Annotated in this window: 16 protein-coding genes; 13 read left to right on the plus strand and 3 right to left on the minus strand. The window is 71.9% G+C overall.

Features of this window, described 5'->3' with window-relative positions; all coding sequences use genetic code 11:
* Positions 1-51: 51 nt before the first annotated feature.
* Complete coding sequence (locus tag YU1_RS0126210) at positions 52-1434, plus strand: aminotransferase-like domain-containing protein (RefSeq protein ID WP_029006547.1); 1383 nt, start codon at positions 52-54, stop codon at positions 1432-1434.
* Between the two features lie 6 nt (positions 1435-1440).
* Here the strand turns inward: YU1_RS0126210 and YU1_RS0126215 are convergent, their stop codons facing one another.
* Positions 1441-1941 (minus strand): peptide deformylase, encoded by a 501-nt coding sequence (locus tag YU1_RS0126215; RefSeq protein ID WP_029006548.1) that lies wholly within the window; start codon positions 1939-1941, stop codon positions 1441-1443.
* Positions 1942-2051: 110 nt separating this feature from the next.
* On the opposite strand from YU1_RS0126215, the gene YU1_RS0126220 reads away from it, so the two are divergent.
* From YU1_RS0126220 to YU1_RS0126245, 6 genes are all read left to right on the plus strand, one after another.
* Positions 2052-3215 carry an FAD-dependent monooxygenase gene (locus YU1_RS0126220; RefSeq protein WP_029006549.1) on the plus strand — a complete coding sequence of 388 codons (1164 nt, stop codon included), beginning with the start codon at positions 2052-2054 and terminating at the stop codon, positions 3213-3215.
* Between the two features lie 93 nt (positions 3216-3308).
* Positions 3309-4577, plus strand: coding sequence for an MFS transporter (locus tag YU1_RS0126225; protein ID WP_029006550.1), 1269 nt, complete (start codon positions 3309-3311; stop codon positions 4575-4577).
* Between the two features lie 103 nt (positions 4578-4680).
* Entirely contained in the window at positions 4681-6204 is a 1524-nt protein-coding gene (locus YU1_RS0126230; RefSeq protein ID WP_029006551.1) for an ATP-binding protein, read from the plus strand.
* 64 nt (positions 6205-6268) lie between these two features.
* A complete protein-coding gene (locus YU1_RS0126235) occupies positions 6269-7381 on the plus strand; it encodes an S-(hydroxymethyl)glutathione dehydrogenase/class III alcohol dehydrogenase (RefSeq protein WP_029006552.1) in 1113 nt (370 codons plus the stop codon).
* Complete coding sequence (gene fghA, locus YU1_RS0126240) at positions 7381-8217, plus strand: S-formylglutathione hydrolase (RefSeq protein ID WP_029006553.1); 837 nt, start codon at positions 7381-7383, stop codon at positions 8215-8217. The genes YU1_RS0126235 and fghA overlap by 1 nt, the downstream gene beginning before the upstream one ends.
* Before the next feature lie 613 nt (positions 8218-8830).
* Complete coding sequence (locus YU1_RS0126245; RefSeq protein WP_029006554.1) at positions 8831-10432, plus strand: hypothetical protein; 1602 nt, start codon at positions 8831-8833, stop codon at positions 10430-10432.
* Between the two features lie 22 nt (positions 10433-10454).
* Here YU1_RS0126245 and YU1_RS0126250 read toward each other — a convergent pair whose 3' ends face one another.
* A complete protein-coding gene (locus tag YU1_RS0126250; protein ID WP_156922509.1) occupies positions 10455-11153 on the minus strand; it encodes an aspartate/glutamate racemase family protein in 699 nt (232 codons plus the stop codon).
* Between the two features lie 170 nt (positions 11154-11323).
* Between YU1_RS0126250 and YU1_RS0126255 the strand changes: the two genes are divergently transcribed.
* On the plus strand, positions 11324-11842 hold the full coding sequence (locus YU1_RS0126255; RefSeq protein WP_029006556.1) for a cysteine dioxygenase: 519 nt from the start codon (positions 11324-11326) through the stop codon (positions 11840-11842).
* A 20-nt stretch (positions 11843-11862) separates the two neighbouring features.
* Here YU1_RS0126255 and YU1_RS0126260 read toward each other — a convergent pair whose 3' ends face one another.
* On the minus strand, positions 11863-14220 hold the full coding sequence (locus tag YU1_RS0126260) for a Tex family protein (RefSeq protein WP_029006557.1): 2358 nt from the start codon (positions 14218-14220) through the stop codon (positions 11863-11865).
* A 231-nt stretch (positions 14221-14451) separates the two neighbouring features.
* Between YU1_RS0126260 and murD the strand changes: the two genes are divergently transcribed.
* From murD to YU1_RS31505, 5 genes are all read left to right on the plus strand, one after another.
* On the plus strand, positions 14452-15843 hold the full coding sequence (gene murD / locus YU1_RS0126265) for a UDP-N-acetylmuramoyl-L-alanine--D-glutamate ligase (RefSeq protein WP_029006558.1): 1392 nt from the start codon (positions 14452-14454) through the stop codon (positions 15841-15843).
* Between the two features lie 193 nt (positions 15844-16036).
* Positions 16037-16924 (plus strand): TIGR01459 family HAD-type hydrolase, encoded by an 888-nt coding sequence (locus tag YU1_RS0126270; protein WP_029006559.1) that lies wholly within the window; start codon positions 16037-16039, stop codon positions 16922-16924.
* A 97-nt stretch (positions 16925-17021) separates the two neighbouring features.
* Positions 17022-17978, plus strand: coding sequence for a bifunctional riboflavin kinase/FAD synthetase (locus YU1_RS0126275; RefSeq protein WP_029006560.1), 957 nt, complete (start codon positions 17022-17024; stop codon positions 17976-17978).
* Positions 17979-18098: 120 nt separating this feature from the next.
* The gene (locus tag YU1_RS0126280; RefSeq protein WP_245263462.1) at positions 18099-19298 is read left to right on the plus strand and encodes an aminotransferase class I/II-fold pyridoxal phosphate-dependent enzyme; all 1200 of its coding nucleotides are present in this window, start codon (positions 18099-18101) and stop codon (positions 19296-19298) included.
* Positions 19299-19368: 70 nt separating this feature from the next.
* A partial coding sequence (locus YU1_RS31505) for a DNA translocase FtsK (protein WP_035716807.1) occupies positions 19369-20705 on the plus strand: 1337 nt, incomplete at its 3' end.

Here is a 20705-nt window from a genome sequence, read left to right on the forward strand (position 1 = left end):
GTCAATTTCGCCCCGGCGGAATGCCGGACCGCGCACAAGACGAAGACGCACATGCTGGACTGGACGCCGGACCTGACGCGCAGCGACAAGCCGCGCTACCTCGCCATCGCCGACCTCATCGCCGAGGACATCCGCGCCGGGCGCCTCTCGGTGGGCGACCGCCTGCCGCCGCAGCGCAAGCTCGCCGGCCGGCTGGACATCGACTTCACCACCGTCGCCCGCGGCTATGTGGAGGCGCAGAAGCGCGGCCTGGTGGAAAGCCGCGTCGGCCAGGGCACCTTCGTGCGCGGCCTGCCCAAGGCCGAGCCGCGCGGGCGCACCCTGCGGCCGGACCTCGTCGACCTGACCATGAACCTGCCGCCGGAGCCGGACGATCCCGAATTGATCGCGCGCATGCAGGAGGGGCTGGCGGAGGTCGGCCGCGATCTCGTGGCGCTCTTGCGCTACCAGAGCTTCGGCGGCGCCCCGGCGGACAAGGACGCCGCCTCCGCCTGGCTCGGCCGCCGCGCGCTGGTGCCGGCGCAGGAGCGGGTGTTCGTCACCCCCGGCGCCCATGCCGCGCTGGTGGGCATCTTCCAGCTGCTGGCCAAGCCCGGCGACGTCATCCTGTGCGAGGCGCTGACCTATCCCGGCGCCCGCTCCATCGCCGCCCAGCTCGGCATCCGGCTGGTGGGCCTGCCCATGGACGCGGACGGCATCGACCCCGACGCCCTGGCGGATGCGGTGAAGCGGCTGAAGCCCAAGGCGCTCTACCTCAACCCCACCTTGCAGAACCCGACCACGCTGACCATTCCCGAGGCGCGGCGCGCCGCCATCGTCGCGGTGGCCCGGCGGGTGGGGCTCAAGATCGTCGAGGACGACGCCTACGGCTTCATCCCCGCCCACGGCCTGCCGCCGCTCGCCGCCATGGCCCCGGATCTCACCTGGCATGTGGCGGGCCTCGCCAAATGCATCGGCGCGGGCCTGCGCGCGGCCTATGTGATCGCCCCCGAGGCGCGGGCCGGCTGGCCGTTCGCGGCGGCGCTGCGGGCGGCCAACGTCATGGCTTCCCCGCTCACCGTGGCGCTGGCCACCCGCTGGATCGAGGACGGCACCGCCGACACCATCCTGCGCTTCATCCGCGCCGAGACCGGCGCCCGGCAGGCGATGGCGAGCCAGATCCTCCCCGCCGGCACCTTCCGCGCCGATCCGCTCAGCTTCAACCTCTGGGTGGAACTGCCCGCGCCGTGGACGAGATCGGCTTTCGTCGGCCACATGCAGGCCACCGGCATCGGCATCGTGGCGAGCGACGCCTTCTGCGTCGACGGCAACCCGCCGGAGGCCGCCCGCGTCTGCCTCGGCGGCCCGGTCAGCCGCGACAAGGTGCGCCACGCCTTGGAATACATGGCCCACGCGCTCAGCCACTCGCCGGCGGAAGCCTCCACCGTGCTGTGAGCGGCGTCAGCCGGCGCGCTGCTGCTTCTCGTATTTCTTCACCACCCGCTCGCGCTTGAGGCGGGAGAGGCGGTGGGTCCAGAACAGGCCGTCCAGCTGGTCGATCTCGTGCTGGAGGCACACCGCCAGCAGGCCGTCCGCCTCCACCTCGTGGAAGGCGCCGTCGAGATCCTGATAGCGCACGCTCACCCGCGCCGGGCGCTCCACGTCCTCCACCACGCCGGGCATGGAGACGCTGCCTTCGGGATAGCGCCGCAGGTCGGCCGAGGATTGGGTCACGACGGGGTTCACATAGGTGGCGGGGCCGCCGCCCTCCGGCAGATCCAGCACCACGAGGCGCAGCGGCACGCCCACGTGCGGCGCGGTGATGCCGATGCCCGGCGCCGCGCGCAGCGTGTCCAGCAGGTCGGCGGCAAGGTCGGCCAGCGCGGCGTCGAAGGCGGTGACGGGGGCGGCCACCGCGCGCAGGCGGGGATCGGGAAAACGCACGAGGGGGCGGACCGGCATGGGGATCAAGGCTCGTCTGGGCCCGGCGGCTGGCGCGGGGCAGGGTGGCGCGCGCGAGCAGTAAAGCTATGCTGGCGCCTCTGGCAATCAGCCCCGCACGGGTGAGATCCATGTCCCAGCTTCCCGCCGCCACCGACATCCTCATCATCGGCGCCGGCCCCACCGGCCTTGCGCTCGCCACCGCCTTGCGCACGGCCGGCGCCACGCCGCTGCTGATCGACAAGCAGGCGGCGGGCGCCAACACCTCGCGCGCGGCGGTGATCCATGCCCGCACCCTCGAGGTGCTGGAGCCGCTGGGCCTGGTGCCGGCGCTGCTGGCGGCGGGGCTGAAGGTGCCGCTGTTCACCGTGCGCGAGGGCGGCCGCGTGCTCGCCAGCGTGCCGTTCGATCATCTGGCCACCGCCTTTCCCTTCACCCTCATGTGCCCGCAGGACGTCACCGAGGCGATTCTGCTGGACCGCCTCACCGCGCTCGGCGGCGCGGTGGTGCGTCCGGCGGAGGCGGTGGCGGTGTGGCCGGGCCCCAAGGGGGTGCAGGTGGATGTGGTCCGGGACGGAGCCAAGGCCACCGTCGCCGCGCGCTGGCTGGTGGGGTGCGACGGCATGCACAGCGCCGCGCGGGACGCGGCCGGCGTGCCGTTCGAGGGCGCGACCTATCCGGAGGATTTCATCCTCGCCGACGTGCGCATGGACTGGCCGCTGAGCCGGGAGGAGGTGACGCTGTTCTTCTCCCCCGCCGGCTTCATCATGGTGGCGCCGCTGCCGGAGGACCGCTTCCGCATCGTCGCCACCACGGAGACCGCGCCGGCGCAGCCCGATGCGGCCTTCGTGCAGGCGATGATGGACGCGCGGTCCCTCGGCGCGGGCGCGTGCCGGATCACCGAGACGGTGTGGAGTTCGCGCTTCCGCATCCACCACCGCGTCGCCGCCACCCCGCGCGCCGGGCGCATCCTGCTGTGCGGCGACGCCGCCCATGTGCACAGCCCGGCCGGCGGGCAGGGCATGAACACCGGCATCCAGGACGCGGTGTCGCTCGCCGACCCACTGCTGGCGGCGGTGCGCACCGGCGACGAGGCGCCGCTCGATGCCTGGGCCGCCGCCCGCCACCGCGTGGCGGAGGGCGTGGTAAGCATCACCGACAAGATGACCCGCGTGGCGGCCGTCACCTCCCCCGCCGCCCGGCACATGCGCAACGTGGCGCTGACGCTGGTCGGCCACATTCCGGCGGCGCGCGAGGCCATCGCCCGCACCCTGGCGGAACTGGACAACCGTTAGCCGCTTCGCACGCGTGGCGCATGACAGCACCATCCGCAGCGGCGGATCTGGTCTAGGGTTCCGCCCGACGGGGCACGGCAAGGAGAGAGGCAGATGGTCGCGACGAGGTACCGCTGGTTCGTGATCTTCCTGCTGTTCGCCATCACCGTGGTCAATTACGTGGACCGGGCGGCCATCTCCTACGCCATCCCGGCCATGGAGCGCGACCTCGGCCTGTCGCCGGCCGCGGCGGGCACCATCCTCGGCGCCTTCGGCGTCGGCTATGCGCTCACTACCCTGCTCGGCGGCTTCGCGGTGGACCGCTACGGCGCCCGCCTCGTCCTCACCCTGGCGGCGATGCTGTGGAGCCTGTCCATCGGCGCCACCGCGCTCGCCACCGGCTTCGCCTCGCTCTATGCGGCGCGGGTCCTGCTGGGCGTGTCGGAGGGGCCGAACTTCCCCGCGCTCACCGGCGCGGTGAGCCGCTGGCTGGCGCCGGAGGAGCGGGCGACCGCGCTCGGCAACGCTTTGGTGGCGGTGCCCATCGCGCTCGCCATCGGCGGGCCGATCGTGACCCAGCTGCTCGCTCTCCTGGACTGGCGGGCGGCGTTCGGCGTGCTGTTCCTGCTCTCGGTGCTGTGGGTGCCGCTGTGGTGGCTCTGCTTCCGCAACCGGCCGGAGGAGTCCCGCTTCGTCAACGCGGCGGAGCTGGCCCACATCCGCGCCGCCGATCCCGCCCGGCCCGCCCCGCCCACGCCGGATGCGCCGCGCGAGGGGCTGATGCGGCTGCTGCTGCGCAATCCCACGCTGCTGGCCAATTACTGGGCCTTCTTCGTGTTCGGCTATTTCCTGTTCTTCTTCATGTCCTGGCTGCCCAGCTATCTGGAGCAGGTGTACGGGCTGAACCTCAAGGCGGTGGGCCTGTTCACCGTGCTGCCCTGGCTCGCCGCCGCCGTGGTGCTGTGGGCCATGGGCCGCTGGTCCGACCATCTGATGAAGACCACCGGCCGGCTGCGGGTGGCGCGCTCCTATCTCATCGCCGGCTCGCAGCTCGTCGCCGCGCTGGCCATCGTGCCGGTGGCCTTCACCGACAACCTCACCGTGGCGCTGGTCGGCATCACCATCGCGGTCGCCGCCTCCATGGGCTCCAACGCGGCCTATTATGCGGTGAACGTGGACGTGGTGCCCGAGCGCGCCGCCACCGCCCTCGGCATCATGGACTTCGCCTTCGCGCTCGCCGGCTTCCTCGCCCCGGCGATCACCGGCTGGGTGCTGAGCCTGCGCGGGTCGTTCACCGACGGCTTCATTCTCATGGCTTGCCTGGCTTTATCCTCGGTGGTTGTGGTGCTGGCCTTCCACCACCCGGATCGCCACCGCGCCTGAGCAGCCGCGCGCGCCGGCACGGTTGAAACGGCGGGGGGAATCGCTATGACTTGAGCCTTCGCATTCAGAGGGCCGTCCGGCGGCGCGTGAGGATTCTGGGCCGATGAAGGTTTCGATCGAGCTCGGTCTGTCCGGTCCGGGTGCGCCCGTACCCCTCGATCTCGAGGAGCTTCTGGCCACCCGCCTGCTGGTGCAGGGCAATTCCGGCTCGGGCAAGTCGCACCTGCTGCGCCGCCTGCTGGAGCAGAGCGCCCCGTGGGTACAGCAGGCGGTGATCGACCCCGAGGGTGATTTCGTCTCGCTGGCCGAGAAGTACGGCCACGTGGTGGTGGATGCCGCCCGCAACGAGGCGGACCTGCACCGGGTGGCGAGCCGGGTGCGTCAGCACCGCGTCTCCGTCGTGCTCGACATGGAGGGCCTGGACAGCGAGCAGCAGATGCGCGCCGCCGCCGCCTTCCTGGGCGGGCTGTTCGATGCCGAGCGCGACCACTGGTACCCCATGCTGGTGGTGGTGGACGAGGCGCAGCTGTTCGCCCCCGCGGTGGGCGGCGAGGTGTCGGACGAGACGCGCAAGGTGTCGCTGGGCGCCATGACCAACCTGATGTGCCGCGGCCGCAAGCGCGGCCTCGCCGGGGTCATCGCCACCCAGCGCCTCGCCAAGCTGGCCAAGAACGTGGCGGCGGAAGCCTCCAACTTCCTCATGGGCCGCACCTTCCTCGACATCGACATGGCCCGCGCCGCCGATCTCCTGGGCATGGAGCGCCGCCAGGCGGAGATGTTCCGCGATCTTCAGGCGGGCCATTTCGTCGCACTCGGCCCCGCCGTGTCGCGCCGGCCGCTGCCGGTGAAGATCGGCGAGGTGGAGACCGGCGCGCGCTCGGTGACGCCGCGCCTGCTGCCGCTGCCGGAGGCGGTGCCGCAGGAGGACATGCAGGAGCTGATCTTCACCGCCGCCCCGGACGAGGAGACCCGCCTGCCGCCCCCGCCGCGCCGGACCCCGGCGCCGGTGCCGACCGAGAACATCCTGTCCCAGCTCGCCCGTGCCACCCGCGAGCCGCCGCGCGAGGCCGGCCCGCCGGTTCCGGCCATGAGCCCGGAGGAGCGGCAGGAGGCGATCGACCTGGCGCTGAAGGAGATCCTGCTCGACCCCGAGGCCGGCTTCCGCACGGCGGCGGTGCTCTATCAGGACTTCCTGGTCCGCTGCCGCATCCGCCGCATCACCGGCGAGCCCTTGAGCCTGCGCGCCTTCCGCCGCCGCCTCGCCATCGCCCATGCCGGCATCGACAGCGGCGAACTGGAGAAGGACGGCTCGCCCTGGGGCGAGGTCATCGCCATGGCCGGGCAATTGCCGGAGGACATGCAGAGCGTGTTCCTGGTGCTGGCCCGCGCCGCCCATGACGGGCGCGCCTGCCCCTCGGACGCGGGCGTCGCCCACGCCTACGGCAGCCGCTCGCTGGGCCGCGCCCGGCGCCTGCTCGCCTATATGGAGGAGCAGGGCGCCATCGTGTGCCGCACCGACGGTCGTGGCCAGCGCATCATCGCCATTCCCGGCCTGGCATGGGAGACTGCCCCCGGCGATCCCCATGCGCCGTTCGAGACTGTTCCCCACGGGGAGGCAGCAGAGTAGTTGCGTTCATTGCCAAGGCCGAGTAGCGGCCAGGAGAGCCGCGCTCTTTACCGGAGGTTTGCCCATGAAGTCGCGTGCCGCAGTCGCGTGGGAGGCCAACAAGCCGCTCACCATCGAAACCATCGAGATCGGCGGGCCGAAGGCCGGCGAGGTCCTGGTGGAGATCATGGCCACCGGAGTGTGCCATACGGACGCCTATACGCTGTCGGGCCTCGATTCCGAGGGCAAGTTCCCGGCTATCCTCGGCCATGAGGGCGCGGGCATCGTCCGCGAGATCGGCGCCGGCGTCACCTCGCTGAAGGTCGGCGACCACGTCATCCCGCTCTACACGCCCGAGTGCCGGCAGTGCAAAACCTGCCTGTCGCAGCGCTCCAACCTGTGCACCTCGATCCGCGCAACCCAAGGCCAGGGCCTGATGCCCGACGGCACCTCGCGCTTCTCCTGCGACGGCGGCGAAGTGTTCCACTACATGGGCTGCTCCACCTTCTCCAACTTCACCGTCCTGCCGGAGATCGCGCTGGCGAAGGTGCGCGAGGACGCCCCCTTCGACAAGATCTGCTACATCGGCTGCGGCGTCACCACGGGCATCGGCGCGGTGGTCTACACCGGCAAGGTGTGGCCGGGCGCGAACGTGGTGGTGTTCGGCTTAGGGGGCATCGGCCTCAACGTGATCCAGGGCGCGCGCATGGTCGGCGCCGACAAGATCATCGGCGTCGACATCAACCCGTCCAAGGTCGAGATCGCCAAGAAGTTCGGCATGACCGACTTCATCAACCCGCTCGACGTGGGCTCCGACAAGGTGGTGGCCGCGATCCAGTCGCTCACCGACGGCGGCGCCGACTTCACCTTCGATTGCACCGGCAACGTGAACGTGATGCGCCAGGCGCTGGAAGCCTGCCATCGCGGCTGGGGCACCTCCATCGTCATCGGCGTGGCGCCGGCGGGGGCGGAAATCTCCACCCGTCCGTTCCAGCTCGTCACCGGCCGCAACTGGCGCGGCACCGCCTTCGGTGGCGCGCGCGGGCGCACCGACGTGCCGAAGATCGTCGACTGGTACATGGAGGGGAAGATCAATATCGACGATCTGATCACCCATAGAATGCCGCTGGACGAGATCAACACCGCCTTCGACCTGATGCACGAGGGCAAGTCGATCCGCTCGGTGGTCATCTACTGATGCAGACCGTCTCCAAGGCGAAGTCGCACGGCGGCATCCAGGGGGTCTACCGCCATACCTCGCGGAGCACGGGGACGGAGATGACCTTCGCCGTCTTCGTGCCGCCGCAGGCGGCGTCCGGCCCGCTGCCGGTGCTGTGGTATCTGTCCGGCCTCACCTGCACCCATGCCAATGTCATGGAGAAGGGCGAGTACCGGGCGGCCGCCGCCGCGCACGGCGTCATCATCGTCTGCCCCGATACCTCGCCGCGCGGCGAGGGCGTGCCGGACGAGCCGGACAACTGGCAGTTCGGCTCCGGCGCCGGCTTCTATGTGGATGCGACGCAGGCGCCCTATGCCGCCAACTACCGCATGGCCTCCTATGTGCGCGACGAACTGCCCGAGCTGATCGCCGCGCACTTCCCGGCGGACCTGTCCCGCCAGGGCATCTTCGGCCACTCCATGGGCGGCCACGGGGCGCTGACGCTGGCGCTGAAGAATCCCGGCCGCTTCAAGAGCTGCTCGGCCTTCGCGCCCATCGTCCAGCCGTCCACGGCCGACTGGTCGCGGCCGGCGCTGGAGAAGTATCTCGGCGCCGATCCGGCGGCATGGCGGGCCTATGACGCCACCGCCCTGATCGCCGACGGCGCCCGTTTTCCGGAGTTCCTGGTGGACCAGGGCACGGCCGACCCCTTCCTGGAGACCGGGCTGCGCCCTGGCCTCCTGGCGGACGCCTGCGCGGACGCGGGCATTCCCCTCACGCTGCACATGCGCGAGGGCTACGACCATTCCTATTTCTTCATCTCCACCTTCATGCCGGACCACGTGGCCTGGCATGCGGAGCGGCTGAAGGCCTGACCCGTCCCGTCCCGCGCGGCCGGTCCGATCCCGGCCGCGCGGGACGCCATGCGGCTCCCCACATGCCCCTTGAAACCGCCCGCCGGTGCTCCCGCGCCCGCCCGCTGCTGCGCTGCAAGATGAGCAGCCGCGCAATTCCAAGCTGTCCACAAGCTGCGGGATAAAGGAGCCTGCACGCGGGAGTTGAAGCGTCTTCGCTTGCCAAGTCGTGCGCGGCGTGATCGATGGAGGATAACATCGCTGCGTCATCCTTCGTCTGTCGCAGCCTAGGCGTTGCCTGGGCGGTATTGCGAGGAATGGCGGTGTCATGTTGCCGTCTCGATGGCGGGCTGGCTGATAATTGCGAGCTATCTTGCGGACGATCGGTTGAGGCATGGCGGACTCGATCCACAAACGCGGGCGTGGCGGCAGCGTGCCCCCGGAGCTCCAAGGGTCTCAGGGGGCTGGGTCTCAGGGGGCTGGGTCTCAGGGCGCTGGGTCTCAGGGCGCTTGGACCTCGCGCGGCCTCGCGCGCATCGCGCCGCCGCGCGGCGGGGACGCGGCCCTGCCGGCGGGCAGCCGCGAGGGCGGCGCGCAGCCCATCGCGCTGCCGGATCTCTCGCCCATCTTCCTTTTGTCCAGCTTTCGCACCTCCAGCACCTGGCTCTGGCAGAAGTTCCGCGCCGCGCCGGGGGCGCTCGCTTATTACGAGATCTTCAACGAGCATCTGGACGTGCTGACCGGCGGCGGCGCCGCCGAGGTGAACTACCAGAGCTGGAACTCCCGGCATCCGCCCGGCGCGCCCTATTTCATCGAATTCCTGCCGCTGCTGCGGGAGGGCGGGGGCATCCGCGGCTTCAACGCGCGGATGGCGTTCGAAAGCTTCATTCCGCAGGGCGGGCCCTCGGGCGACCTGGCGCCGGCCGAGAACGATTATGTGGAGCTGCTGATCACCAACGCCCGCGCCCTGGGCAAGGTGCCGGTGCTGAGCTGCACCCGCGCCCTCGGCCGGGCGCGCGGGCTCAAGCAGGCGTTCGGCGGGCGCATGGTGTTCTGCTTCCGCAACCTGTTCCACCAGTGGGCCTCCTATTGCGGCCAGTTCGCCGAGGGCAATCCCTATTTCATCGAGACGGTGGGCTGGACGCTGAAGGCGGCGCGGCACGACCCCTTCCTGGCGCTGGTGGACGACTTCACCCGGGCCCGGACCGCCGACCCGGCCGATCCGCTCCTGTTCCAGGCCTTCCTGCTGCTGCACCTCTATCTCTACGCCCAGGCTTTCGAGGCGTCCGACCTCACGGTGGACGTCGGCGCCCTGGCGCAGGACGCGGACCTGCGGCACGAGACGGAAGCGGTGCTGTCGCGGCTGCTGGGAACGGCGGTGGACCTCTCCGACGCGCGGCCGAGCTTCGACGGCGCGCCGTTGCCCGTCAGCGGCCTGCACGAGGTGCGCGACGGGCTGGAGCAGTTTGCCAAGCTGATCCGCGCCTCCTGCCGCACCTTGCCCGGCGCGGACTTCGTCGAGGCGATCACCGCCGCGACCTTCGAGGAATGGGAGCGCCATGACTTCTATGCCGGCCGCGCCCGCGCCCGCCATGGGGTCGAGCTGGAGGCGATGCGCGCCCGCGCCGAGGCGGCCGAGCGTACCGGCGCGGCGCTCGCCGCCGAGCGGCAGGCGCAGGAGCAGGTGATCGCCCAATTGCACGGGGAGAAGAACGGGTTCGCCGCCCAGGTGGAGGCGCTGGAGGGCGCGCAGGACGTGCTGCGGCAGGAGATCCTCGGCCTGACCGCCGCGCGGGACGACCTGAGCGCCCGGCTCGCCGCCGCCGAGGCGGCCGCGCTCCAGCAGCAGGCGGAGGTCGCGGCCTTGACCGCCGAGCGGCGGGCGCAGGCCGACCTCATGACGGATGCCGCGCAGGCCCGCGCGGCCGAACAGGCGCTGGTCGCCGAGATGCAGCACCTGGCGGATGCCGCGACCGCCCGGCTGGAGGCCGAGCTTGCCGCCTTGTCCGCCGAGCGGGAGAGCTTCGCGGCCCAGCTCGCGGAACTGGAGCGCATGCGCGCCGCCGCCCTGGCGGCGGGGGACGAGGCCCTGGCGGCGGCGGAGCGCGAGGCCGAGGCCACGCAGGCGCGGCTGACGGCGCGGATCCACGCGCTGGAGGTGGAGCACAAGGCGTTGATGGCGCGGCCCACCGGCGTTGTCGCCAGCGCCCTGGCCTATCTGCGCCCCAAGAGCTGAGGCGGCGCGGCCGCGCGGCGGCTCAGGCCAGCGCCAGATCCACGGCCGCCTGGGCGTGCAGCGCGGTGGTGTCGAAGAGGGGCACGGCGCTGTCCTGCGGCCCCACCAGCAGCATGATCTCGGTGCAGCCGAGGATGATCGCCTCCGCGCCCCGCGCCACTAGGCGGGCGATCACCTCCCGGTAGGCCTGCCGCGAGGCCGGCTCCGCCCGGCCCTGCACCAGTTCCTCGTAGATCACCCGGTGCACCAGGGCGCGGTCGGCGGCCTCCGGCACCAGCACGTCGAGGCCGTGGCGGGCGGCGAGGCGGCCCTTGTAGAAGTCCTGCTCCATGGTGAAGGCGGTGCCCAGCAGGCCCACGCGGGTGAGGCCCGCCGCGCGGACGCGTTCCGCCGTGGGGTCGGCGATATGCAGCAGCGGGATGGCCACCGATGCCGCCACCGCGTCCGCCATGCGGTGCATGGTGTTGGTGCAGATCAGCAGAAAGTCCGCTCCGCCGCGCTCCAGGCGGCGGGCGGCGTCGATCATCAGCGTGGCGGCCTCGTCCCAGCGGCCGGCGGCCTGGAGCGCCTCGATCTCGGAAAAATCGAACGACCACATCAGGCAGCGGGCGGAGGCGAGCCCGCCCAGCCGGTCGCGCACGCGCTCATTGATGATGCGGTAATATTCCGCCGAACTTTCCCAGCTCATGCCGCCGATCAGCCCGATCACCTTCTGCGCCATCCGCCCGCCCCTTTCCGCCAAGCCCGCCCCACGCGAAATTTTCATCCTGCGCGGTGAGGAAAATCCGCATTGCCATTCCGCATCCCGGCGGAATGGGCGCGATCTTTGCAAGCTCTTTCGCGCCCTGGCGCCATAGGCTCACGCCATTGCCACGCGCCAATGGGTCCGCGATGAACGCCCCGCTCGAACTCCGCCCCGCCGAGATGCTCACCGCCCTGGTTGCCGCCAGCTCCGGCTCGGAGCGCGACTATCTGGACGCGGCGCGCGCGACCCTCGCCCGGTACGTGGCCCATCCCGCGCTGCTGGACGGTGTCCCGCTGACCCGCACGCCCGGGCAGTATTCCCGCAACTTCGTGTTCGGCGACGCCGACGTCAGCGTCTGGGCCATGGTGTGGCCGGCTGGCGCGCGCACCTCGATCCACGACCACCACTGTTCCTGCTGCTTCGCCGTCCTGTCCGGCACCCTGGCCGAGACCTATTTCGAGCCGGTGGGCGCCGGCCTGGCGCAGCCCCGCCACCAGGCGCTGCGCAGCCCCGGCTTCATCGCCTGCATGATGCCCAGCGGGCCGAACCTGCACCGGATGGAGAACCTCGGCACGGCCGAGGCCGTCTCGCTGCACATCTATGGCTATGACCACCGCCGGCATGCCTCCTCGGTGGCGAACGAGTACCGGCACGCGGCCGGCTGACCGGCCGCCGCCGGCGGGCCTCACCCGCCCTTGCGCTTCATGGCCGCCGCCAGCGCGGCCGCCAGCGGGCCGTCGGCCGCGGGCGCGGCGCGGCGGGCGTCCGCCCCGGCGGCGGGCGCGGGCTTGGGGCCGGAACTGAACTTGCCGCCCGGCAGCGGGCGTCCCTGGGGCGGGCCGCCTTGGGGACGGCCGGCGCGGTCCTCGCCGGTGTCCTTGCGCATGGACAGGGCGATGCGCTTCCTTGCCGCGTCCACCTCCACCACGCGCACCTTCACGATGTCGCCGGCTTTGACCACCTCGTGCGGGTCCTTCACGAAGCGGTCGGCCAGCGCGGAGACATGCACCAGCCCGTCCTGGTGGACGCCGATGTCCACGAAGGCGCCGAAGGCGGCCACATTGGTCACGGTGCCTTCCAGCAGCATGCCGGGCTTGAGGTCGGAGAGCGTGTTGACCCCCTCCATGAAGGTGGCGGTCTTGAACTCCGGGCGCGGGTCGCGGGCCGGCTTCTCCAGCTCGGCGAGGATGTCGCGCACGGTGGGCAGGCCGAAGCGCGCGTCCACGAAGACCGCCGGGTCGAGGCGCTTTAGCGTGGCGCTGTCGCCCATCAGGCTGCGCACGTCGCGGCCGCAGGCGGCGATGATCTTCTTGGCGAGGCCGTAGGCTTCCGGATGCACGCTGGAGGCGTCCAGCGGCTCCGCGCCGTTGGTGATGCGCAGGAAGCCGGCGCACAGTTCGAAGGTGCGCGGCCCGAGGCGGGCGACCTTCAGCAGCTCCTTGCGGTTGGCGAAAGCGCCGACCGCGTCGCGATGGGTGACGATGGCGTCCGCCAGCGACGGCCCGAGGCCGGAGATGCGCGCCAGCAGCGGCGCGGAAGCGGTGTTGAGGTCGACGCCGACCGCGTTCACCGCGTCTTCCACCACCGCGTCCAGGCTCTTGGCGAGGCGGCCCTGGTCCACGTCGTGCTGGTACTGGCCGACCCCGATGGATTTCGGCTCGATCTTCACCAGTTCGGCCAGCGGGTCCTGGAGGCGGCGGGCGATGGACACGGCGCCGCGCAGCGACACGTCGAGGTCCGGCATCTCGGCGGCGGCCAGAGCGGAGGCGGAATAGACCGAGGCGCCCGCCTCGCTCACCACCACGGTCCGCGGCTTGGCGCCGGGCAGCCGGGCGATGACGTCGGCGGCGAGCTTCTCGGTCTCGCGGCTCGCGGTGCCGTTGCCGATGGCGATCAGGTCCACGTTGAACTTGGCGATGAGATGGGCGAGCTCCGCGCTCGCCCCCGTCAGGTCGTTGCGCGGCTGGAACGGGTAGATGGTGGAGGTTGCGAGCACCTTGCCCGTGCCGTCCACCACCGCCACCTTCACGCCGGTGCGGATGCCGGGGTCGAGCCCGATGGTGGTGCGCGAGCCGGCCGGCGCGGCCAGCAGCAGATCCTTGAGGTTGCGCGCGAACACGCGGATGGCTTCTTCTTCCGCCTTCTCGGTCATGGCGGTCATCAGGTCGATGGAGAGGTGCAGCGACAGCTTCACCCGCCATGCCCAGCGGGCCACCTCGCGCAGGAAGGCGTCGCCCGGCCCGCCGCCGGCCGCGCCGACATTGTAGGCGGCGCCGATCATGCGCTCGACCGGCTTGACCGGGGCGGGGTCGTCCCAGTCCACCTCCAGGTCGAGGCTGAGCACCTCCTCGTTGCGCCCGCGCAGCATGGCCAGCGCCCGGTGGCTCGGCACGTTGGCCCATTTCTCCCAATGGTCGAAATAGTCGCGGAACTTGGCGCCGGCCTCCTCCTTGCCGGCGATCACCTTGGCGACGATGCGGGCATTGGCCCGCATGTGGGCGCGCAGGCGGCCGACGAGGTCGGCATTCTCCGCGAAGGTCTCCACCAATATGTCGCGCGCCCCGTCCAGCGCCGTCTTCACGTCCGGCACCTCCTCCTTGAGGAAGGCCTGGGCGAGGGCGGCGGGCTCCTTGGCGCGGTCGGCGAGGATGGCCTCGGCCAGCGGCCCGAGGCCGCGCTCGCGGGCGATCTCCGCCTTGGTGCGGCGCTTGGGCTTGTAGGGCAGGTAGAGGTCTTCCAGCTCCGCCTTGGTGAGTGCGCCGTTCAGTCGCGCCGCCAGTTCGTCGGTGAGCTTGCCCTGGCCGGCGATGGACTGGATCACGCTGGCCCGCCGCGCCTCCAGCTCGCGCAGGTAGGACAGGCGCTCCTCCAGCGTGCGCAACTGGGTGTCGTCCAGCCCGCCGGTGGCTTCCTTGCGGTAGCGGGCGATGAAGGGAACCGTGGCGCCCTCGTCCAGCAGCCCGATCGCCGCCGCCACCTGCGGCGGTTTCGCGGCGATCTCGCCGGCGATGATGCGGGCAATGTCGGCGGACGATGCGGCCATGAAGAAGTCCTTGAGCTTATCTGTCGCGGCTCTCAGCAATGCCGCGATTCTGCTGTGCCTGCCAAATGCGGCCGCGCTCGGGCCGCAGGTCCCTCGCCCTGCGATCTCGACGGCGGCGCGCAAGACGGTATTCTCCCCGCCGTTTCGCGCGCCGGCCCCGCCCGCCGCACGCGGCCTCCTTCAAAGCCCCGCGTTCCCGCGCGGCGCCCAGTGTAGCGGATGTCCGGCGTCATGATTCCCGTCACCACTTTCAAGGACCGCCGTGTGGCGGTGTTCGGCCTCGGCGGCTCGGGGCTTGCCACGGTTGAGGCGCTGCTGGCCGGCGGTGCCGAGGTCATCGCCTTCGATGACAGCGCGGCCGGGCGGGACAAGGCGGCGGCGGCCGGCATCGCGGTTGAGGACCTGCGCACGGTGGATTGGAGCACGCTCGCCGCGCTGGTGCTGGCCCCGGGCGTGCCGCTGACCCATCCCAAGCCGCACTGGACGGTGGACCTCGCCCGGGCGGCCGGCGTCGAGGTGATCGGCGACATCGAACTGTTCTGCCGCGAGCGGCGGACGCATCATCGCGCCTCGCCCTTCATCGCCATCACCGGCACCAACGGCAAGTCCACCACCACGGCGCTGATCTCGCATTTGCTGAAGGTGGGCGGGCGCGACGTGCAGATGGGCGGCAATATCGGCACCGCCATCCTGTCGCTGGAGCCGCCCAAGTCCGGCCGGGTGCATGTGATCGAGTGCTCCTCCTACCAGATCGACCTTGCCCCCGGCCTCGATCCGTCCGTCGGCGTGCATCTGAACCTGACGCCGGACCATATCGACCGCCACGGCACGTTCGCGCATTACGCCGCCGTGAAGGAGCGCCTCATCGCCGGGGTGCAGGGCGGCGGCACCGCCGTGGTCGGGGTGGATGACGAATTGTCCGCCGCCATCGCGGACCGGGCGGAGCAGGCCGGCACCCATGTGGTGCGCCTCTCGGTGAAGCAGCCGCTGGCGGACGGCATCTGGCTCGACGGCGAGACCCTGGTGGTCAGCGCGGCCGGCGCGGAAAAATTCCGCCTGCCGCTCACCGGCATCGGCTCGCTGCGCGGCACCCACAATGCGCAGAACGCCGCCGCCGCCTTCGCCGCCGCCCATGCCGTCGGGCTGGCCTATGAGGTCATCGCGGTCGGCATGAAGCGCTTTCCGGGCCTCGCCCACCGCATGGAGCAGGTGGGCACGCGCGGGCAGGTCTTGTTCGTCAACGACAGCAAGGCCACCAATGCGGACGCCGCCGAGCGCGCGCTGGCGAGCTTCGGCGACGTGTTCTGGATCGCCGGCGGCAAGCCCAAGGCCGGCGGCATCACCCCGCTGAAGCCGTTCTTCCCCCGCGTGCGCAAGGCCTATCTGATCGGTGAGGCGGCGGCGGACTTCGCCGCCACGCTGGGCGATGACGTGCCGCACGAGGTGGCGGGCACGCTGGACAGAGCGGTGGCCGCCGCCGCCCGCGACGCCGCCGCCTCGGGCCTGGACCATCCGGTGGTGCTGCTGTCGCCGGCGTGCGCCAGCTTCGACCAGTTCCCCAATTTCGAGGTGCGGGGCGACGCCTTCCGCCATCTGGTGGAGGCGCTGCCGGCCGCCGGCTGACGCCCGGTCGGGGGCGGCGGCGACCTCCCGCTTCGGCCTCCCGCTCCCTCCCTTGCAGCCCGCGCGGAGCGGCTGCCCGCCATTGGGCCTTGTGGCGGCGGGCCGGGCGTGGCACCTGCACCGCGCGTTTTGATCTCGCGCGCGTAGCATCGGCCCGGCCGGTGGCGGCCGAGTCTGTAAGGAGAGCGTTTTCATGGCCGACGTCGCGCCGCCCCGGGATGCCCTGTCGCTGCTGCCCGGCCTGTCGGCCATCGCCGGCGATTACGACCTGATCCTGTGCGACGTGTGGGGCGTGATCCATAACGGCCTCGCCGCCTTCCCCGCCGCCTGCGACGCGCTGGAGCGCGCGCGGGCCGGGGGCGCCACGGTGCTGCTGGTATCCAACGCGCCGCGCCCGAACGCCTTCGTGCGCACCATGCTGGACGGCATGGGGGTGCAGCGCGCCGCCTATGACGGCATCGTCACCTCCGGCGACGTGACCCGCGCGGTGCTCTCCGCCCAGCCGGGCGTGCGCATTTTCCATCTCGGCCCGCAGCGGGATCTGGGCACCTATGAGGGGCTCGACCTCGTCTCCACCGACCTGCCGGAGGCCAGCCTCGTGGTCTGCACCGGCCTCTTGAACGACGACGTGGAGACGCCGGAGGACTATCGCGAGATGCTCACCGGCATGCGCGCCCGCGACCTCGGCTTCATCTGCGCCAATCCGGACATCGTGGTGGAGCGCGGCGACAAGCTGATCTACTGCGCCGGCGCGCTGGCCCAGCTCTATGACGAACTGGGCGGCGCGAGCGTCTATTGCGGCAAGCCGCATCCGCCGATCTATGCCGAGGCGCTGGCGCGCCTGGAGACGCTGGGGCGCCCGGTGCCGGCGCCGTCCCGCGTGCTGGCCATCGGCGATGCCCTGCGCACCGATATCATCGGCGCCGCCGGGGCGGGCTTCGACAGCCTGTTCATCTCCAGCGGCATCCATGCGGTGGAGCTGAAGTCCGAGCACGGCGCGGCGCCGGACATGGCGGCGGTGGCGCAATTGTTCGCCGCCGGCCCCGCGCCGCGCGCGGTGATGCCGCGCCTGTCCTGGTAGCGGGGCCCGCGCCCCGGCCCGCCGGCCCCCGCGCTTGACGGGGGCGCCGGGCTGGGTCAAGGGTGGCGCGCCCTTCCTGTCCCGGCCGCATTCGCCGATGCCCTCATCCCCACCCGCCTTCACCGTCGTCACAGGCCTCCAGCCGCTGCCCGAGCCGCTGGCGCGCCCGGTGCTGGCCATCGGCAATTTCGACGGCGTGCACCGGGGCCACCAGGCGGTGATCGGCGCGGCCCTCGCGCTCGGCCGCACGCTCGGCCGCCCGACGCTGGCGTTGACCTTCGAGCCGCATCCGCGCCAGGTCTTCCAGCCGGACGTGCCGCTGTTCCGCCTGACGCCGGAGCCGCAGAAGCTCAAGGCGCTGGGCGCCTCGGGCCTGGCCGGCGCCATCGTGCTGCCGTTCGACAAGGCGCTGGCGGGGCTGAGCGCGGAGGCGTTCGTCGCCGACGTGCTGGTGGGCAGGTTCGGCGTGGCCGGCGCGGCGGTGGGGTTCGACTTCCATTTCGGCAAGGCGCGGGCGGGCTCGCCCGCCTTCCTGAAGGCCGAGGGCGCCCGCCACGGCTTTCCGGTCGAGGTGGTCGAGGCGATGCTGGACGAAGGCGATTCCATCTCCTCCACCGCCATCCGGCAGGCGCTCGAATCCGGCCAGGTGGGCCATGCCGCCCATATGCTGGGGCGGCCCTGGAGCCTGAAGGCCACGGTCATCCACGGCGACAAGCGCGGGCGGGAGCTGGGCTATCCCACCGCCAACCTCGCTTTGCCGCCGGAAATCCGGCTCGCCTTCGGCATCTATGCGGTGAAGGTCACGGTGGGCGGGCGCACCTATGACGCCGTCGCCAGCTACGGCCGCCGGCCCACCTTCGACAATGGCCGGGCGCTGCTGGAAGTCCATCTGTTCGACTTCTCCGGCAATCTCTACGGCCTGGAGGTGGAGGTCGCCTTCCACGGCTACCTGCGCCCGGAGCTGAAATTCGACGGCATCGACGAACTGGTCCGCCAGATGGATGCCGACAGCCGCGCCGCCCGCGCCATCCTCGCCGCCGCCCCCACCTCCTGACAGCCCGCCGCGGCGCTGCGTCAGGGCCGCTTTTCCGCCCCAAACCGTAACGATGGCGCGCCCGGGTTAGGCAGCTCTTAACCTTGCGTGCCGCACTCTCCGGCCGATCAGATGCCTCACATGATGCCCACACCCGCGCCCGCACCTTCCGACGACCGCCGGTCGCCGTTCGTTCGCCTGGCAGACCTCGTCGCCGGGATCGCCCCCGGCCGCCCGGCGCTGAGCGCCGCCGTGGGCGAGCCGCAGCACGCCCAGCCGGACTTCGTCGGGCCGGTGCTGGCCGGCGCGCTGCAAGGCTTCGGCAAGTATCCGCGCACCGAGGGCACGCCGGAATTCCGCGCCGCCGTCGCCGCCTGGCTGGGCCGGCGCTATGCGCTCGCCCGCCCCATCGACGCCGACCGCGAGGTGCTGGTGCTGAACGGCTCCCGCGAGGGGCTGGTGAACGCCACCTTCCTCGCCCGCCGCCGCGTCGCCGCGCGCGCCGGGGCGCCCATCGTGCTGGTGCCCAATCCGCTCTATGCCGCCTATCGCGCCGGCGCCGAGATCGCCGGCTGCGAGGTGGTGGCGATGCCCACCACCCGCGAGAGCGGCTGGCTGCCGGACCTCGACGCGCTCGATCCGGCGCTGCTGGCCCGCGCCGTGGTGGTGTTCCTGGCCTCGCCCGCCAATCCGCAGGGCGCGGTGGCCTCGCCCGCCTATCTGGCCCGCCTGCTGGAGATGACGCGGGCGCACGGCGCCTATCTGTTCGCCGACGAGTGCTATTCGGAAATCTATCTCGGCAGCGAGAAGCCGGCCGGCATCCTGGAAGTGGCGCGCGGCGACTATTCCGGCCTGCTGGCCTTCAATTCCCTGTCCAAGCGCTCGTCCTTGCCGGGCATGCGCGTCGGCTTCGTCGCCGGGGACGCGGATTTCCTCAAGGACTTCCTGGCCTTCCGCGGCATCGCCGCGCCGCAGGTGCCCGAGCCTTTGCAGGCGGTGGCGGTGGCCGCGCTGGAGGACGAGGCGCATGTGGCGGCCTCCCGCGCGCTCTACCAGGCCAAGTTCGACCTCGCCGACCGCATGCTGGGCAACCGCTTCGGCTATCGCCGGCCGGAGGGCGGCTTCTTCCTGTGGCTGGATGTGTCGGAGGCCGGCGGCGGCGAGCAGGCGGCGCTGAAGCTCTGGAAGGACCAGGGCCTGCGCACCGTGCCGGGCGGCTATCTGTCGTCCCGCGACGCCGGCGGCACCAACCCCGGCGACCCCTATCTCAGGGTCGCCATGGTCCATGATCTCGCCACCAGCGAGGAGGTGCTGAACCGCCTCGTCGCCGGCCTGACCTGAGGAGAGCGCGCCGATGCCCGTCCGCCGTCGTTCCGGGTCCGCCGCGGCCGTGCGCGCGCATGGCATGGGCATGGACTTCATCCCCGAGGCGGTGCGGGCGGCGATCCGGCGCCGGTCCTCGGAGATCTGCGGCGCGGTGGTGCTGGGCGCGGCGGTGTTCGCGCTGGTGGCGATGATGAGCTGGTCGGCGGGCGATCCCAGCCTGTCCAACGCCACCAACGCCAAGGTCAACAACCTGCTCGGCCGGCCCGGCGCGGTGGTCGCCGATTTGCTGATGCAGCTGTTCGGGCTCGCCTCGCTCGCCATCGTGCTGCCCCTGGCGGTGTGGGGCTGGCGGCTCCTGACCCACCGCCCGCTGAAGCGCGAGCGCCTCAGGGTGCTGGCCCTGACGGTGGGGGCGCTGGGCACCAGCGCCTTCCTCGGCGCCTTCCCCACCTTCGGCTCCTGGCCCATGCCCACCGGCCTCGGCGGGGTGATGGGCGACCTCGTTCCGCGCCTCATGCTGCTGCTCACCGGCGGGTTCAACACCTTCCTGGAGAAGGTGGTGGTGGGCAGCATCGGCCTCGCCTTCGGCGCCGGCGGCCTGTTCATCGCCTGCCGCGGCACCGTGCCGGAGGAGCAGATCGAGGAAGACGAGCCCTATGACGCGCAGGACGAGGAGGTCGAGCGCGGCGCCATGGTCTCGCTGGGCGCCCTGACCCACACCTTCCTGTCGTTGCGTGCCCGCCTGTTCGCCCGCCGCGCCCCGCGCGCCAGGGCCGATGCGCGCGAGGCCTTCGCCGCCGACCGCCGCCCCGCCGGCGGCCGGGTCGAGCCGCGCCTCACCCCCCGCCCGGAGGCGCCCGCCGTGGGCGGCGCCCGCCGGGAGGCGGCGCCGGACGCCTATGAGGATGCCGACGACGCCGTGCCCGAAGCGCCCGCGCCGCGCGGCAAGCCCGCCGCCGGCCGCCGGGCCGCCGTGGCCGCTGCCCGTCCGGGCCGGCGCGGCCTCTACCAGCATCCGGAACTGGCGCTGCTGGGCGCCCCGCCGCCCGCCAAGGGGCCGACCATGACCGCCGAGGCGCTCCAGGAGACCGCCAAGCTGCTGGAAGGCACGCTGGAGGATTTCGGCGTGCGCGGCGAGATCGTCCAGGTTCGCCCCGGCCCGGTGGTGACGCTGTACGAGCTGGAGCCGGCGCCGGGCATCAAGTCGTCCCGCGTCATCGGCCTCGCCGACGACATCGCCCGCTCCATGAGCGCCATTTCCGCCCGCGTCGCCGTGGTGCCGGGGCGCAACGCCATCGGCATCGAACTGCCCAACACGCGCCGCGACAAGGTGCTGCTGCGCGAGCTCCTCGCCACCAAGGATTTCTCCGACAGCGGGCAGAAGCTGGCCATCGCCCTCGGCAAGACCATCGGCGGCGAGCC

This window comes from Azorhizobium doebereinerae UFLA1-100 (assembly GCF_000473085.1).
GTDB lineage: Bacteria > Pseudomonadota > Alphaproteobacteria > Rhizobiales > Xanthobacteraceae > Azorhizobium > Azorhizobium doebereinerae.

What these genes read in the sequence shown, in the direction of transcription:
- YU1_RS0126210 (WP_029006547.1), top strand. Translation starts at nt 52, where the DNA reads ATGCTGGACTGGACGCCGGACCTGACGCGCAGCGACAAGCCGCGCTAC.
- YU1_RS0126260 (WP_029006557.1), bottom strand. Translation starts at nt 14,220, where the DNA reads ATGGCCGCATCGTCCGCCGACATTGCCCGCATCATCGCCGGCGAGATC.
- YU1_RS0126270 (WP_029006559.1), top strand. Translation starts at nt 16,037, where the DNA reads ATGGCCGACGTCGCGCCGCCCCGGGATGCCCTGTCGCTGCTGCCCGGC.
- fghA (WP_029006553.1), top strand. Translation starts at nt 7,381, where the DNA reads ATGCAGACCGTCTCCAAGGCGAAGTCGCACGGCGGCATCCAGGGGGTC.
- YU1_RS0126220 (WP_029006549.1), top strand. Translation starts at nt 2,052, where the DNA reads ATGTCCCAGCTTCCCGCCGCCACCGACATCCTCATCATCGGCGCCGGC.
- YU1_RS0126230 (WP_029006551.1), top strand. Translation starts at nt 4,681, where the DNA reads ATGAAGGTTTCGATCGAGCTCGGTCTGTCCGGTCCGGGTGCGCCCGTA.
- YU1_RS0126275 (WP_029006560.1), top strand. Translation starts at nt 17,022, where the DNA reads ATGCCCTCATCCCCACCCGCCTTCACCGTCGTCACAGGCCTCCAGCCG.
- YU1_RS0126280 (WP_245263462.1), top strand. Translation starts at nt 18,099, where the DNA reads ATGATGCCCACACCCGCGCCCGCACCTTCCGACGACCGCCGGTCGCCG.
- murD (WP_029006558.1), top strand. Translation starts at nt 14,452, where the DNA reads ATGATTCCCGTCACCACTTTCAAGGACCGCCGTGTGGCGGTGTTCGGC.
- YU1_RS0126250 (WP_156922509.1), bottom strand. Translation starts at nt 11,153, where the DNA reads ATGGCGCAGAAGGTGATCGGGCTGATCGGCGGCATGAGCTGGGAAAGT.
- YU1_RS0126225 (WP_029006550.1), top strand. Translation starts at nt 3,309, where the DNA reads ATGGTCGCGACGAGGTACCGCTGGTTCGTGATCTTCCTGCTGTTCGCC.
- YU1_RS0126255 (WP_029006556.1), top strand. Translation starts at nt 11,324, where the DNA reads ATGAACGCCCCGCTCGAACTCCGCCCCGCCGAGATGCTCACCGCCCTG.
- YU1_RS0126235 (WP_029006552.1), top strand. Translation starts at nt 6,269, where the DNA reads ATGAAGTCGCGTGCCGCAGTCGCGTGGGAGGCCAACAAGCCGCTCACC.
- YU1_RS0126215 (WP_029006548.1), bottom strand. Translation starts at nt 1,941, where the DNA reads ATGCCGGTCCGCCCCCTCGTGCGTTTTCCCGATCCCCGCCTGCGCGCG.